At 51.9% G+C, this 16,248-nt stretch carries 12 protein-coding genes; 1 reads left to right on the forward strand and 11 read right to left on the reverse strand.

Annotated elements, in window-relative coordinates; translation table 11 throughout:
• Window positions 1-17 precede the first annotated feature (17 nt).
• The 10 genes from CXIVA_RS02010 to ssnA all read right to left on the reverse strand — a co-directional run bounded on the left by CXIVA_RS02010 (window position 18) and on the right by ssnA (window position 13,809).
• On the reverse strand, window positions 18-398 hold the full coding sequence (locus CXIVA_RS02010) for a RidA family protein (protein ID WP_013976342.1): 381 nt from the start codon (window positions 396-398) through the stop codon (window positions 18-20).
• The gene (locus CXIVA_RS13260) at window positions 395-1,021 is read right to left on the reverse strand and encodes a nucleotidyltransferase family protein (RefSeq protein ID WP_013976343.1); all 627 of its coding nucleotides are present in this window, start codon (window positions 1,019-1,021) and stop codon (window positions 395-397) included. Before CXIVA_RS13260 ends, CXIVA_RS02010 begins: the two co-directional genes overlap by 4 nt.
• A gap of 12 nt (window positions 1,022-1,033) precedes the next feature.
• Complete coding sequence (gene arcC, locus CXIVA_RS02020; RefSeq protein WP_013976344.1) at window positions 1,034-1,975, reverse strand: carbamate kinase; 942 nt, start codon at window positions 1,973-1,975, stop codon at window positions 1,034-1,036.
• 35 nt (window positions 1,976-2,010) lie between these two features.
• The gene (ygeW, locus tag CXIVA_RS02025) at window positions 2,011-3,210 is read right to left on the reverse strand and encodes a knotted carbamoyltransferase YgeW (protein ID WP_013976345.1); all 1,200 of its coding nucleotides are present in this window, start codon (window positions 3,208-3,210) and stop codon (window positions 2,011-2,013) included.
• 60 nt (window positions 3,211-3,270) lie between these two features.
• On the reverse strand, window positions 3,271-4,644 hold the full coding sequence (locus CXIVA_RS02030; RefSeq protein WP_041728202.1) for a YgeY family selenium metabolism-linked hydrolase: 1,374 nt from the start codon (window positions 4,642-4,644) through the stop codon (window positions 3,271-3,273).
• 66 nt (window positions 4,645-4,710) lie between these two features.
• On the reverse strand, window positions 4,711-5,922 hold the full coding sequence (gene dpaL / locus CXIVA_RS02035; RefSeq protein WP_013976347.1) for a diaminopropionate ammonia-lyase: 1,212 nt from the start codon (window positions 5,920-5,922) through the stop codon (window positions 4,711-4,713).
• A 291-nt stretch (window positions 5,923-6,213) separates the two neighbouring features.
• A complete protein-coding gene (gene xdh, locus CXIVA_RS02040) occupies window positions 6,214-8,799 on the reverse strand; it encodes a selenium-dependent xanthine dehydrogenase (protein WP_013976348.1) in 2,586 nt (861 codons plus the stop codon).
• A gap of 15 nt (window positions 8,800-8,814) precedes the next feature.
• On the reverse strand, window positions 8,815-9,297 hold the full coding sequence (locus CXIVA_RS02045; protein WP_013976349.1) for a 4Fe-4S binding protein: 483 nt from the start codon (window positions 9,295-9,297) through the stop codon (window positions 8,815-8,817).
• A gap of 14 nt (window positions 9,298-9,311) precedes the next feature.
• A complete protein-coding gene (ygfK, locus tag CXIVA_RS02050; RefSeq protein WP_013976350.1) occupies window positions 9,312-12,305 on the reverse strand; it encodes a putative selenate reductase subunit YgfK in 2,994 nt (997 codons plus the stop codon).
• Window positions 12,306-12,468: 163 nt separating this feature from the next.
• On the reverse strand, window positions 12,469-13,809 hold the full coding sequence (gene ssnA / locus CXIVA_RS02055) for a putative aminohydrolase SsnA (protein WP_013976351.1): 1,341 nt from the start codon (window positions 13,807-13,809) through the stop codon (window positions 12,469-12,471).
• Window positions 13,810-13,905: 96 nt separating this feature from the next.
• Here ssnA and CXIVA_RS02060 point away from each other — a divergent pair, with 96 nt between their 5' ends.
• Window positions 13,906-14,544, forward strand: coding sequence for a helix-turn-helix transcriptional regulator (locus CXIVA_RS02060; RefSeq protein ID WP_013976352.1), 639 nt, complete (start codon window positions 13,906-13,908; stop codon window positions 14,542-14,544).
• Window positions 14,545-14,575: 31 nt separating this feature from the next.
• Here CXIVA_RS02060 and CXIVA_RS02065 read toward each other — a convergent pair whose 3' ends face one another.
• Window positions 14,576-15,955 (reverse strand): solute carrier family 23 protein, encoded by a 1,380-nt coding sequence (locus CXIVA_RS02065; RefSeq protein WP_041728205.1) that lies wholly within the window; start codon window positions 15,953-15,955, stop codon window positions 14,576-14,578.
• Window positions 15,956-16,248 lie beyond the last annotated feature (293 nt).

The raw sequence follows: 16,248 nt of genomic DNA on the forward strand, positions 1-16,248 counted from the left end.
ACAGGAAAGGGAGCAGATCAGTCAATGACTGCTACGCATTCGATTTCGACTTTTGCTCCCTTTGGCAGAGCTGCTACCTGAAAAGCTGCCCGTGCCGGATACGGCTCTGTAAAGAACTCTGCATAAACTTCGTTCATTGCCGTGAAATCAGCGATGTCAGACAGGAGTACTGTTGTCTTCACCGCTTTGCTCATATCTGTACCTGCGGATGCAAGGATGTTTTTGATGTTTGTCAGGCTCTGTCTGGTCTGTGCCTGAATATCCGTTCCGGCGAATTCTCCGGTGGACGGATCTACCGGAAGCTGACCGGATACGTAAATCGTATTGCCTGCCTGAATGGCCTGTGAATAAGGTCCGATTGCTGCCGGAGCCTTGTCTGTGTGTAATGCTTTGTTCATGGTGTCCTCCTCTTTAATTGCTCTTTCAGATCTTTCAGATCTTTTTCTGTATCGATATCTGTCAGCTCCAGGGCGTCCTCCGCCTCGGTCAGTCTGACGGCTGCTTTCTTATTCTGTATGATCTGCCTTCCTCCGGTGTCTCCGGTAAGACTGCGCAGATCCGGAAAATATTCTGCCGGAAAGATGACAGGATTTCCGGGCTGTCCCCTCCAGGAGAGACGGTAAATGTGCAGAGGGTCCGCCCTGAAATCTTGGATCAGATGCTGCAGGCTCTTTTGCGAGACCATGGGCTGATCTCCCGTAAGAAACATGCATCCGGCCCATTGTTCTGTCTGTAACTGATCCAGTCCCACACGAATCGAATCACTCTGAAGTCCGCCTTCGTACAGAATACACCGAACCCTGTAGTCACGGCATACTCCGACGATCTCCGGCGCGGCTGCCACGGCCGCTGCTTCAATCTGAGGATCTGATTTTTCCAGCTGGCGGATCAGGGAAAGCGGATATTCAATCAGCATCTTTCCCTGCAGTTCTGCCGTCAGCTTATTTCCATGGAATCTGGAGGAATGACCGGCTGCCAGCAAAAGGCAGCCGATCATGCAGGTATCTGGCTTTCGGATCATGGTTCCGTTCCTTTACAGGTGAATCCTCGTTCCTGTCTTGCCGGCAATTCCGTCTTTGGCCTTTTCCAGCAAGGTGATCAGAGCGGTTCTGCCCTGGCCGGATTTCGCGAATTCCAGACATGCCTGTACTTTCGGCAGCATGGAACCCGGTGCGAATTCACCATCTGCGATGTACTGTTCTGCCTGGTCCGGTGTCAGATCAGAGAGCCATTCTTCATCCGGTTTCCCGAAATGAATTGCAACTTTTTCCACTGCTGTAAGAATAATCAGACAGTCTGCATCCAGCTGTTCCGCCAGCTTCTCTGCAGCGAAATCCTTGTCGATTACAGCAGCTGCGCCCTTTAAGTGGTGGCCTTCCGTCGTAAATACCGGGATGCCGCCGCCGCCGCAGGCGATGACTACATGATTGGTTTCCACCAGTGCGCGGATCGTATCAATCTCGATGATGGACTGGGGCTTCGGAGATGCCACCACCCGGCGGTATCCTCTGCCGGCGTCTTCCATCACCTGATAGTCTCTTTCTTTAACCAGGGCATCCGCTTCCTCTTTCGTCATAAATGCCCCGATGGGCTTCGTCGGATTCTGGAATGCCGGATCCTCTGCATCTACCCGGACCTGTGTTAACATTGTAGCACATCCGGTGTCGATTCCGCGATCTAAAAGTTCTTCCCGCAGGGCATTCTGCAGATCGTATCCGATATATCCCTGGCTCATGGCCACGCAGACAGACAGCGGACACGGAATATATTTTTCCGGATTGGATCTGGTCAGCTCTGTCATAGCATTCTGAATCATGCCCACCTGGGGGCCGTTTCCATGCGCGATTACCACTTCATTGCCGTCTTCGATCAGATCTGCTATCGCCTTTGCGGTTTTTTTTACTGCGATCATCTGCTCCGGGAGGTTATTGCCTAAGGCATTTCCTCCCAGCGCGATTACAATTCGTTTTCCCATAGTTCTCTGCTACCCCCTGCCGCTGCTGCCGCGGATTACTCCATGAAATGACGCTCTGTTGCGCGTGCTTCCAGTGCCTTCAGTGTAGCCTGCGGATCTTTCTGTTTTGCCAGTAAGATCATTGCTGCGATAATATAAGGTTTGTAGCTTGCTTCTTTGTAAAGCGGATCACGGTAGCGATCGAATACAGAAGCCTCTACCTCGCCGTCCTGGCAGGATACGCCGTTGATATCTGCCGGCAGGCAGTGCAGATACAGTGCTTTGCCGTCTTTGGTGGCCTTCATCAGTTCCTCGGTGCAGCACCAGTCTTTATGCTGTGCATTCTGAGCCAGCAGCTCTTTCTCCAGTTTGTCGATACCGTCGAAATCGCCTTTTCCGTAAAGGTCCGTACGTTTTTCCATTGCTGCAAACGGTGCCCAGCTCTTCGGATATACGATATCCGCATCTTTGAATGCCTCTGCCATGCTGTTGGTCTTGGTAAATGTGCCGCCGGTAGCTGCTGCGTTCTTCTTTGCAACTTCTTCCACTTCCGGCATTACATCATAGCCTTCCGGATGAGCCAGTACAACATCCATGCCGAATCTGGTCATCAGGCCGATGACGCCCTGGGGTACGGAAAGCGGTTTTCCGTAAGAAGGAGAGTATGCCCAGGTCATGGCTACTTTCTTGCCCTTCAGGTTCTCTACACCGCCGAAGGTATTGATGATGTGCAGCATATCTGCCATACACTGTGTCGGATGATCGATGTCACACTGCAGGTTTACCAGAGTAGGTTTCTGCTCCAGCACACCGTCTTTGTTGCCGGCGGTTACTGCATCTACGACTTCATGCATGTATTTGTTGCCTTTGCCGATGTACATATCATCACGGATACCGATCACGTCAGCCATGAAGGAGATCATATTTGCTGTTTCGCGTACGGTTTCGCCGTGTGCGATCTGGCTCTTGCTTTCATCCAGATCCTGTACTTCCAGGCCCAGCAGGTTGCAGGCGGAAGCAAAGGAGAAACGGGTTCTGGTGGAATTGTCACGGAACAGGGAGATGCCCAGTCCGGATTCAAAGACTTTTGTGGAGATGTTGTTCTCTCTCATATAACGCAGCGCGTCCGCAACAGTGAAAACAGCCTCGATCTCATCGTCTGTTTTCTCCCAGGTCAGGAAGAAATCACCGTTGTACATATCTTTGAAGTTTAATTTGTTTAATTTGTCAATATAGCCCTGTAATGTCTTATCCATGTTTTTCTCCTTAAATGAATGCATTGGTATCAAAAGAAACGTCTGTGTCCGTCTTCCTGATTATTTGATGTCGTTGTTTGTTTTGCCTGCTACGAACTGAGATACATCATCGGTCTTGTTCTCTTCGTTGTAGAGGTTTGCTGCTGCTACATAAACTGCTGCGCATCTTACCAGATCATCTTTGTAAGTAATCTCGTTCGGTGCATGTGCCTGTGCTTCTGCGCCAGGTCCGAATCCTACGCAGGGGATTCCGTAACGGCCCTGAATTGCCACACCATTGGTGGAGAAGGTCCACTTGTCGATCAGCGGGCGGGTGCTGCGCAGCGCCTGTGTAGACTCCGGTCCCATTCTGTGATCGCCGTACAGTCCTTTATGCGCATCTACCAGTGCCTGCACATGGGCAGCGTTTTCCTTGTTGATCCAGGTCGGGAAGTAGCACTCGGTCTCGTATACTTCTCCGGTCCAGGACGGACGGCTGTACATATACATGGATACTTTCACGTCATCGCCGTATTTCTGTACGCTGGGCAGCGCGCGGATCTCATCCAGGCAGGAATCCCAGGTCTCGCCTGCGGTCATACGACGGTCGATGGAGATGGCACAGCTGTCAGCTACTGCGCAGCGGCTGGGGGATGTATAGAAAATCTGGGAAACGGTGCAGGTTCCTCTTCCTAAGAATCTTGCATCTTCATAGTGATCCGGGTTGAACTTCGGATCCAGCATCTTTACCAGACCTTTGATGTCTGTGCTTTCTTCACAGCCGTTGTTGTTCAGGGCTCTGACATCCGCAATGATGTCTGCCATCTTGTAGATTGCGTTGTCCCCGCGTTCCGGTGCGGAACCATGGCAGGACACACCTTTGACATCCACACGGATCTCCATACGTCCTCTGTGTCCGCGGTAGATGCCGCCGTCTGTAGGCTCGGTGGAAATGACAAATTCCGGTACGATTTTGTCTTTGTTGTAGATGTACTGCCAGCACATGCCGTCACAGTCTTCTTCCTGTACAGAACCGACTACCATGATTTTGTAGCCTTCCGGAATCAGGTTCAGGTCTTTCATGATCTTTGCGCCGTATACCGCGCTGGCCATACCGCCTTCCTGGTCGGAACCGCCGCGGCCGTAGATAATTTCATCTGTTTCATAGCCTTCGTAAGGATCTTTCTCCCAGTTCTCAATGTTGCCGATTCCTACGGTGTCGATATGAGAATCGATGGCGATGATCTTTTCTCCGCTGCCCATCCAGCCGATCACGTTTCCGAGGCCGTCTACTTCGACTTTGTCAAAGTTCAGCTTTTCCATCTCTGCTTTGATGCATTCCACTACTTCCTTCTCCCCGCAGCTCTCGCTGGGATGAGAAATCATTGCCCGGAGAAATGCGCTCATGTCTGCCCGGTAATCTTCTGCTGCTTTGTTGATTTTCGCAAAATCCAATGCCATTCTTTTACTCCCTTTTCCTTTTCTGCTTGCTTTTTGATAAAGTTCCATTCCTTCTCAGGTTTATACAGTCGGATATTCGCCCTCCCATACAATTTTTCTGTATTTCTCCGGATCCGTATCTCCTTCTGTGGAGAAGAGCAGCACATTGCTGAACCGGTCAAGTTCCAGTGCTTCCCGAAGTTCTTTGTAAGCTTCGTCCTGCATAATGGTGGATACTACACCCATGCCTACCGCGCCGGACTCACCGGATGTAACTGCCGGATCGCCTTTCAGCGGAGCTGCCAGCATACGCATGCCTTTGGCGGATACCCAGTCCGGGCAGGATACGAATGCGCTTACATGGTTCCTTAAGATGTCCCAGCCGATGGTATTCGGCTCACCGCAGGCGAGTCCTGCCATGATTGTCTGCATATCACCGCCGACAATTCTCGGGTCCCCGTCTCCGGCTGCCGCACCTTTGTAGAGGCATGCAGCTGCTTCCGCTTCCATGACCACGAATTTAGGAGGATTGTCCGGGAACAGGTTGGTAAAGAATCCAACCACTCCGCTGGCAAGGCTTCCAACCCCTGCCTGGACAAATACGTGTGTCGGCCGGTTCACTTCCAGCTGTCTGAGCTGTTCTGCCGCTTCCGCTGCCATGCTTCCATATCCCTGCATGATCCAGGACGGGATCTTTTCATAGCCGTCCCATGCAGTATCCTGAACGATTACCCCGTGGGGTGTCTGATCTGCCTCTTTCGCTGCCAGTCGCACGCAGTCATCATAATTCAGTTCTTCGATGGTAACCTGCGCGCCTTCTTTGGCAATGTTGTCAAATCTGGTCTTTGTGCTTCCCTTCGGCATATGAACCACTGCCTTCTGGCCCAGCTTATTTGCTGCCCAGGCAACGCCTCTGCCGTGGTTGCCGTCCGTTGCTGTGAAAAATGTTGCCTGTCCGAATTCCTCACGGAACTGACTGCTGGTCAGATAGTCGTAGGTCATTTCTGATACATCCCTGCCCATTTCCTCAGCGATGTATTTCGCCATGGCGAAGGATCCGCCCAGTACCTTAAAGGCGTTGAGGCCGAACCGATAGCTTTCGTCTTTCACGAAGAGTCCTGCCAGTCCCAGTCTGTCTGCCATACCGTCCAGCTTTGCCAGCGGTGTTACCGAATACTGCGGAAAACTTCTGTGGAATGCCCTTGCCTGTTTCACATGCTCCAGTGCCATAACGGAAAGATTCTTATCTTCACTCGCCGGCATCTTGTTTAATACCCACTTCATCTTCTCCATACGATCAACCTCTTTCAACATTTTTCTTTCGCAACTTCTTTTTTGTATTGATTGCTTACTTTTTGTTTGGCTAAGACCATAATAGCATATTCCGTCTTGATGTCAAGAGATTTTCTTACTTTTTTTTAGTATAAATAAAATAATTTTTGACAGCGGCTGAAACCATTGATTTTACTGGGACTTTCCGATCCCGCAGAAAACAGGAACCCTGGTCTTTTCCGCTGCTCTGCGGCAGAAAAAAAGTTTGGCGGACCGATCTTCTTTCATCGGTCCGCCAAAAGGGTGCTCCTTCTATTTTCTGCTGTAATACGTATCTTCCATCGGAAGTGAGGTGCGGAATTTTCCATCCAGCGCATAGTAGGCGCCCTGCGCCGCAGGGGCGGTGGGAATTGTGGCGATTTCGCCGATTCCCTTTGCGCCGTAGGCAACTTCCAGCAGATTTTCTTTTTCCACATAAATCGCATGGATATCCGGAATGTCCGGTGCCCGAAGCAGCCCCAGCGTTCCGTATCTGGCCTGGGGCACGCCGTCCTTCAGCGGGAAGTCCTCTGTCAGGGCATATCCCATGCCCATGAGCACACCGCCTTCGATCTGGCCCTGAATTGATATCGGATTCACCACTTTTCCCGAATCATGTGCCGCGTATACTTCCTTCACACGGCCCGCATCATCCAGGATCACTACATGGGTCGCATATCCGTATGCGATATGGCTCTTCGGATTCGGTTTATCTGCCCCCAGTTTGTCTGTGGGTTCAAAATATTCGTAGAAATATTCTCTGCCGTTTAACGCGCCCAGATCTCCGCCGCAGCCGCGCAGGTCTTCTGCCAGCCGGAAAGCGGCTTCCCGCACCGCCTCGCCGGTCAGCAGCGTCTGGCGGGAGCCGGAGGTGGTTCCGGAATCCGGCGCGTTCTCCGTACTGGCCACAGCATTGCGGATCCGGGACAGGGGAAGCCCGGTGGCTTCCGCCACGTCCTGGCAGAATACCGTCTGACAGCCCTGGCCGATATCCGACGCTGCCGAATAAATAACGCAGGTGCCATCCTCGATGACCAGTCTGCAGCGTCCCTTGTCCGGAAGTCCTACGCCGACACCGGCATTTTTCATGGCGCAGGCGATTCCCGCGTGTCCCCGGTTTTTCTCATAAACTTCCCGGACCGCTTCCAGCGTTTCCTTCAGTGCGGTGGAGCAGTCCGCAATCTGTCCGTTCGGCAGAACCTTTCCCGGTTCGATCGCGTTGCGGTAACGAATTTCCCAGGGGGAAATTCCCACTTTTTCTGCCAGCAGGTTAATCATGGCTTCCAGGGCAAATTCACTCTGACATACGCCAAAGCCCCGGAAAGCGCCTCCCGGCGGATTGTTGGTATAATACCCGTATCCGCGGATATCTGTGTTCTGGTAGCAGTAGGGCCCTACGGAATGGGTGCAGGCCCGCTCCAGTACCGGTCCGCAAAGAGAAGCATAGGCCCCGGTATCAAAGTAAATATCACAGTCCAGGCCGGTGAAGATTCCGTTTTCATCACAGCCCAGTGTAAAGGTGCCTTCCATGGCATGCCGCTTCGGATGGAAACGAATCGATTCCTGACGGCTCATCTTTGCCTTGACCGGACGCTTGTAGATCCAGGCCGCCAGCGCAGCCAGATGCTGTACGGACACGTCTTCCTTGCCGCCGAATCCGCCGCCGATTAACTGATTTTCCACAACGATCCGCTCCGGCTCCCAGCCGAACATGATGGCCACTTCTTTTCGTGTGTCATAAGCCCCCTGATCCGTGCTGAGGATCTTGATGCCGTCTTTATACGGAAACGCCACCGCGCACTCCGGTTCCAGGAAGGCATGTTCTGTAAACGGCGTGGAGAACGATTCTGTTACGGTATAGGCGGATGCTTTCAGCGCTTCTGCCGCATTTCCGCGCACCACATGCCGCTGCTGGCAGAGATTGCCGTTGGGATGCAGTTTCGGCGCGTTTGGCGCCATGGCTTCTTTGATGCTGCACACCGGTTTCATCACTTCATAATCGATGCGGATCAGGCTTTTGGCTTTTTCCAGGATTTCTTCGGTCTCCGCAACCACCAGACAGATGGCGTCTCCCACGGAACGGGTAATATCCCCCTCCGCAATCATGACATCCCAGTCCTGCTGGATATGTCCCACCTTGTTATTCGGCACATCAGCAGCTGTCAGCACACCCAGAACGCCTTTTACCGCAAGCGCTTTCGAAGCGTCTATCTTCTTTACTCTCGCACGGGGATAACGGCTGCGCACCGCCGACAGGTGCACCATCTCTTCCATATCGATGTCATCCGGATATTTTCCGTATCCCAGGACTTTCTTGCGCACATCCACACGGAATGCCCTGCTTCCGACACCGCCCGGGCCGTTTTCTCCTTTTTCCAGTTCTTCATCAATGGCGGCATCTCCCCGGAGAATCGCCGCTGCCAGCTGAATGCCTTCAATAATTTTCTTATATCCGGTACAGCGGCAGATATTGCCCCGCAGGGCATATTTGATCTCTTCTTCCGAAGGATCCGGCACCTGGTCAATCAGTGCCTTGCCGGCCATTACCATACCCGGGATACAGAATCCGCACTGTACGGACCCCTTGGATCCGAAGGCATAGACAAAAGCGTCCTTTTCCCGGTCGCTCAGCCCTTCCACCGTAAGGATCTGCCGCCCCACGGCACGGTCCGTCGTTAATACACAGGCTTTTACCGCTTTGCCGTCCACCACGATGGTGCAGGTTCCGCAGGCGCCCTCGCTGCATCCATCTTTGCAGGAGTAAAGATGCAGGTCATCTCTCAGATAACGGAGAAGGGATTTTCGCTCAGATGTGCTGCGTTCTACACCGTTCACGGTAAATGTATACATTTCTGCCATTGTTGTCCCTCCTTCTCAGACTGCCGTAATTATTCCATTGGCGTCGCGAATCACACCCCGGGGACATTTTACGGCACACATACCGCAGGCAATGCATTTGCCCGGATCAATCACAGCGCAGCAGTCAATGATGTGGATCGCGTCTGACGGACAGTTCTTTTCACAGATCCCGCAGCCGATACAGCTGGTATCGCACTCTTTCCGCGCGTCTTTGCCTGCTTCCTGATTGCTGCACAGGGGCTGAATAGTATTTTCCGCCGGTTCCAGCCGGATCAGGTTCTGCGGACATGCCTTTACGCAGAGTCCGCAGCCGACACACAGTTCCCGGGATACCAGCGCCGCGCCCCGGTTTTCCGGGAAAGAAATGGCCTGGAGCCTGCAGGCTGCTTCACACAGCCCGCACTGTTTGCATCCATACCTGCATGCTAGACTCCCGTTTTCCAGATGAGACGCTCCATAGCAGTGGACTACCGCCACCTGTTTCTTTCTCTTTTTCATAAAATCACCCGCTTTTAACGCTCAATCAGATAGGAATAATCCTTGATGACTGCGCGGATCACTGCAGCCGCATCTGCTGAAATCTGATCCAGCTGATCCTGCGTGCTGACTTCTTCTTTTCCGTCCAGGCGCACTTTCACCGATCCGTCCGGAAGAAGCAGGAAGCCTTCATTTTCACTGTTGGTGAAATCTTCCTCATTCCAGAACAGGGTAAATTTGTCTTTGTAGGGTCTGCCGTTGTACGGACAGAAGACCGCGCAGTTGCCGCACTCGTTGCACATGCCGTCCACATGGATGATCTGGGCCTGGCATTTGCCCGGAACATGGATCGCCACATTGGCCCGGTTCGGACATACGTCAGCGCATACTTCACATACGGTCGCGCATCCCAGACATCTGCCATCCGGCTCTGCCGTCAGATCTGTGCTCAGCATGCCCTTCTTAAACAGATAGTTGTCCTCTGCGCCTGCCGCGTTTTCATCCGTGTATTTCTCAAAGCTGATTCCCGCGATGGCCGCAGCTGCTTTTGCCGCATCCGCAATGGCCTCTACAACAGTGGCCGGGCCGCGTCTGGAATCACCTGCGGCATAGATGCCTTCCACACTGGTCATCATGTTTTCATTGACTTCCGGACGGCCCTTGGCATCCATTGCCACCTTCATGCCTTCATACAGTGCGGTGTCAATGCGTTCGCCCACTGCCGCAATCACTGTGTCGGCCGGAACTTCTGTTTCTCTGCCGGTATCCTGCGGAGCTCTTCTGCCGGATGCGTCCGGAGCGCCCAGTTCCATGACAGAACACTTCAGCACGCCGTCTTTTACGCCGATGGGCGCCAGCAGTTCCATGAATTCCACGCCGTCATCGATGGCCATCTGCAGTTCTTCCTCATCTGCCGGCATATATCTTCTGGTGCGTCGGTATACCAGACGAACCTTCTCCACACCGTTGATGCGTTTCGCTGCCCGGGCAACGTCCATGGCTGTATTTCCGCCGCCTAAAACGACTACGTTTTTGCCGAGAGACACGTTTTCCGGATTTTTCTTCGCCTGCTCCAGGAACTCAATGGCATCCAGAGCTTCGCCGTAGTTCAGATGCGCATTTCCGGGGTTCCATGCGCCAACGGATACGATGATGTCTGTATATCCCTGATCTTTTAATTCCTGCAGAGACTTCACTTCTGTGCCCAGACGGAATTCCGCGCCGTATGCCTTGCACAGCTCCACATCTTTGTCGATGGTTTCGTCTGAGATTCTGAATGCGGGAATCACATTGCGTACGATACCGCCCAGGTTCTGCTGCCGTTCAAATACTGTAACGGGAACTCCTGCTCTTGACAGGAAAGATGCTGCGGAAAGTCCTGCCGGACCGCCGCCGATGACTGCGACTTTTTTGCCGGTCTGCGGGCTGGCAGCTTTCAGCTTCGGAAGCACTTTGCTGTATGCCTGTTCCGCTGCAGCGAGTTTGGTCTCCCGGATGTGCAGCGTCTCCTCGTAGTAATTGCGCATACATTTGTCCCCGCAGTGATGCGGGCAGATGGTTCCTGTGATAAACGGAAGGGCATTGCGCTCCAGGATGATATCCAGAGCCTTCTCTGCCTTTCCTTCCACCATTGCCTGCAGATACGCCGGGATATCCTGGTGAATCGGACAGCCTTCCCGGCAGGGAGCTGTAAAGCAGTCAAACAGCGGCAGCTTCTTGTCCATATGGCGTTCCGGCAGCGGTTTCACCGGTTTTCTGTACAGATCGCTTTCCATCACATCGTCGTCGATGGTCTGTACCGCAGCAACGCTGACGCCTGCAAACCGTTCGTTTCCGCACTCCATTAACTCATCCGCGATCTGGCTCATGCGCTGATATCCGCCGGGTTTCAGGACATTGGTGGCCATGGTGATAGGCCAGATGCCGGCATCAAACAGAGATTTGATATTGTAAATGGTGGCACCGCCGGAATAGGAAATCCGCAGCTTGCCGTCAAACTCCTCTGTCAGCAGGCGGGCCAGGTGAATACTCAGCGGGAACAGGGAGCGGCCGGACATATACATTTCTTCACTGGGCAGCTCATTGGCTTTCACATCCACCGGGAAGGTATTGGTGATTTTAACGCCGAATTCCAGTCCTTTTTCCGCCGTCAGTTTCAGCAGACGCCGGAACATAGGGATGGCATCCTTCCACTGCAGGTCTTCCAGGAAATGATGGTCATCAAAGGCGATATAATCAAATCCGAGAGAATCCAGTCTCTTTCTGGCATATTCATAGCCCAGAAGGGTCGGGTTGCATTTGATGAATGTATGCAGATTTTTCTCTGTAATCAGATAGGTGGCGATCCGCTCGATCTCATCCGGCGGACATCCGTGAAGCGTGGATTCTGTAATGGAATCGGAAATCCGTGAACTGATGCCGCGGATATACGCCTCGTCCACATTGGTAAACTGATCTGCATGATCCAGTGCCCACTGGATGCAGGTCTGGAACACTTCCGTATCCCGTGCATCCATCATCTGGTCTATGTAAGTATTCACTTTTTCGGATTTGATTCCCTCCAGGTCGTATCCCACAGACATGTTGAACACAAATCCGTCCGGATCACCCAGATTCAGCTCTTTTGCGAGAATCTTGCAGACTACCCATGCTTTTACATACTCTTCAAAAGCCTGGGGTACATATAATTCGGTTGACCACTCACAGTTATAGCACTCATCCCCTGCAGTAATGCACGGTTTGCTTACACAGGCAGAGAGTTCCGCACCGTCCATAACCTGTACGGTCTTTAACTCGAAGAAACGGGAACCTGCCACGTAAGACGCGATAATGTTCTGCGCCAGCTGAGTATTCGGTCCTGCTGCAGGTCCGAAGGGAGACTCAATCTTTTCTTCATAGATCGGAAGCGCCTGTCCATTGGTATGGCGCACAATTTTCTCGATGCCGAAAATACTTCCTTTCTCCCTGTACTCTGTCAGTACCCAGTTCATAAGATGTCCGATAGACATTGGCCGCATAAGATCACTCATAGTTTTCCTCCTGTGATATCACACTCCCGCTGAACGGAGCTGATCTTTGTTTTTTGATTTTTTGTTTATCAAAAGTCAATTGCTACGCCCGATACCTAATGTCCAGCTATGTATCCCAAGCCGCTTGAAGGACTTTTTTCTGAATGATTCAGTTGTTTTTTGTTTAATATACTCTGTGATTCAGTTCGCCCCAGAGTTTCTTGCTCTGTTCCATGGTCCACGCATTGATCTTCTCTTCGTCAATTCCCACAAACTCACGGTCCTTGTAGAGCACTTTTCCATTAATCACTGTCGTTCTGCAGTTCTTGCCCATCATGCCGAACAGCATGTGGCCGTCGATATTTTCCTCGGAGAACGGTGTGAATGGCTTGTAGTCCATGACAATAACATCCGCAGCCGCGCCTTCTTTCAGGACGCCGAGGGTTCTTCCGAAATACTTCTCCGCGATGACGCGGTTGTTCTCGAACAGCATCTGCGTGTCTTCACAGAATCCCACGTTCGGCAGGCAGGCGTTATGTCTCTGAATGATCAGGAACACTTTCATGCTTTCCAGCATATCATGGGTATAGGCATCGGTACCCATTCCCACGGTAATGCCCTTTGCCATCATCTGAAGCACCGGTGAGCATCCCACTGCATTTCCCATGTTGGATTCCGGATTGTTGACAACCATGGTTCCTGTTTCTTTGATGATATCCATCTCGGAAGGGCTGATATGGATGCAGTGTCCCAGCATGGTCTTCTCTCCCAGAATGCCGTTGTAAAGCAGGCGGTTCACCGGACGGCAGCCGTAATTCTGCAGGCTGTCATAGACATCATTCATGCCTTCTGCCACATGGATGTGGAATCCGGTCATGCCGTCGTTTGCTTCCACCATTTTCTCGAAGGTTCTGTCTGAAATGGTAAACAGGGCATGTCCGCCGAACATTGCCTTCACCATCGGATCATCCGCGTCTTTGGCCCATTTGGCAAAATCCGCGTTCTCCTGAATGCTCTGGGCTGTTTTCTCTTCTCCGTCCCGCTCGGACACTTCATAGCACAGACAGGAACGGATGCCGATTTCCTTTACCACATCCTTGATGGCAAATAAGGAACCCGGAATCTCGCCGAAGCTTGCATGATGGTCAAAGATGGTGGTGACGCCGTCCCGGATGCAGTCCAGTACTGTCGCATAGGCGCTGGCTCTGGTTCCGTCCAGCGTCAGATGGCGGTCAATATTCCACCAGGTGCCGTCCAGCACTTCCAGGAAATTTGTGGGATTGTTGCCCGCAATCGCAAGTCCCCGGGCAAGTCCGGAATAGATATGCGTATGGGCATTGATCAGCCCCGGCATAATAATTCCGCCCTGCGCGTCTACAAATTCCGCTGCCGGATACTTTTTCTTCATGGCATCCAGGGCACCGACTTCCTGAATGGTATCCCCGTCAATCACGACAGCTCCGTCTTTCAGATACGGCTGTTCGGCATCTCTTGTAATTACCTGACCGTTACCAATTAATAACATTTTTTATTCCTCCTAAGTAGTTTTCTTGTTTTTCCGGATTGCTGTTGTTATAATGAATTCAGATTCTTACGATCATTCTCTTGAAAGGTGTTCAAAATGAAAAAATCATTAATCGAGTTCTATACCCGCCTCGCAAAAGGGATTGCAGCAGAATTCGGTCCCAACTGTGAAGTCGTAATCCACGATCTGCAGGGCGGCGACCATGAGCATTCCATTATTGCCATTGAAAATGGCCATGTCACCGGCCGGCAGGTGGGAGACGGCCCGTCTCACATTGTTCTGGAAGCCCTGCAGCACAGCACAGAGTGGCAGCACGACCGCCTGGCTTATCTGACGAAAACGAGAGACGGCAAGATTCTGAAATCCAGTACCATTTACATCCGCGATGACAATAACCGCATCATCGGGATCTTCGGAATCAACTATGACATCACCCTGATGCTTGCCATGAGTGAACAGTTAAAATCCTTCACCGGCACCAGCGAGACCAACGAAGAAGCTCCGGTCGCGCTGAATGTGGCTGATCTGCTGGATGAGCTGATCGACCAGAGCATCCGCCAGGTCGGAAAACCCGTTCCCCTGATGAAAAAAGAGGATAAAGTCCAGGTAATCCGACTGCTGAACGAAGCCGGCGCATTTCTGATTACAAAATCCGGCCCGAAAGTGTGCAAGCATCTCGGCATATCCAAATACACGCTTTACAGCTATCTGGACGAAGTCAAAGCCGACAGCTGACCGCCCGTCTTCCGAAACCGCTCCTGAGGATTTAATCCTCAGGAGTTTCTTCTTTTATGGTTTCCACTTTTTCTTCTTTTTCTTTCGGAATAATCAGATTGAGAATAATTGCCATCAGGGTGGCCACTACTACTGATGAAGTTCCGAATACTGTGTTCACCCAGGACGGGAAGCCCGGTCCGGTCAGGCATCCGCTTACCTGTGTAATACCTACGCCCAGTGCTACGGACATGCCTACCACCGTTGTCTTGCGCGGTGTCAGTCCCCCTTTGGTGAACAGCCGGATACCTGTCATGGCGATCTGCGCGAATACGGATAAGGTGGCGCCGCCGATTACCGCCTGGGGAATTGTTGTCAGCAGAGCGGACAGACTGGGAATCAGGCCCGCAGCCAGCAGAATCAGCGCTGCTACCAGGAATACGATACGGTTCACGACTTTATTTACGGTAACAATACCTACGTTCTGGCTGTAGCTTGCGGTAGGAAGGCCGCCGAAGAAGGCGCCGACGATACTCATCAGGCCCTGGGTCACGATACCGCCCTGCAGCTCTTTGTCTGTCGGGATCCGATCCATGCCGCCGACGGTTGTGGAGGTAAGATCACCGATGGTCTGTACAGAATTCACAATATACACAATTGCCAGTGATGCGCAGGCAGCCGGTACAAACTCTATTTTGAAATGCATGAACTGAGGAACCGAAACCACCGATGAGGTATTCAGCACACTGGAGAAATCCACCATTCCCAGGCACAGCGACACAATATAACCTACAATCATGCCCCAGAACAGAGAGCCCAGCTTCAGCACCCCTTTGGTAAAGTTGTTCAGAACCAGCACCACCGCGAAAGTAATCAGAGCCACCAGCCAGTTTCTGGTGCCGCCGAATCCTTCTGTTCCCGCTCCGCCGGCCATATAACGCACAGCTGTGGGATACAGGGAAAGACCTATGGTAAAGATAACCGTACCGGTCACCACATCCGGGAACAGCCTGCGGATCTGTTTGACAAAAATGCCAAACACAATCGCCACCAGACCTCCGACAATCTCCGCTCCCATGATGGTTCCGATATTAAACTGTCCGCCGATGGCTTCCAGCGTCGGCACATACGCGAAACTGGTACCCATGATTACCGGAAGTCCGGCGCCGATCCTGCCGAAAATCGGAAACAGCTGAAGCAATGTGGCGATCGCCGTCAGAATCAAAGCCGCCTGAATCATCATGGTCTTTTCTTCCGGGGCTAAATTACAGACGCCTGCAACGATGATAGACGGTGTGATAACACCTACCACTGCCGCCAGCACATGCTGCAGACTCAGCGGAATCAGTTTTCCGGCGCTGGGCGCTCCCCCTTTGAACTCATAGAGAATCGTCTCATCTCCCCGCGGTGCTGCAATCGTTTCTTTTTTCATAAACATTTTCGGAAAACAGGGGATCCGTTTATTTTTTAGCAAACCTGTTTTCCTTCCTCCTGTATGCTAAAACAATTTCTTTGCTAAAAAATTTTTGTTAGGTTTATTATAGGCGAATCGCCTTCGTTTTTCAAGCCTTTTTCATAAAAAGTGAGGGCGAAAAATGATGTTTATTGGTAATTTTGTCAGTTTGACCAATTTTTCACCTTACTTTTTGTTCATTTCAACATTTTTCTGACTGCTGCCAGATTCCCTTCTGTCTGACCGCAGTTCCTGCCGCCCCATTTTCCCCT

It is taken from the genome of Clostridium sp. SY8519 (genome assembly GCF_000270305.1).
In the GTDB taxonomy this organism is placed as follows: domain Bacteria; phylum Bacillota; class Clostridia; order Lachnospirales; family Lachnospiraceae; genus SY8519.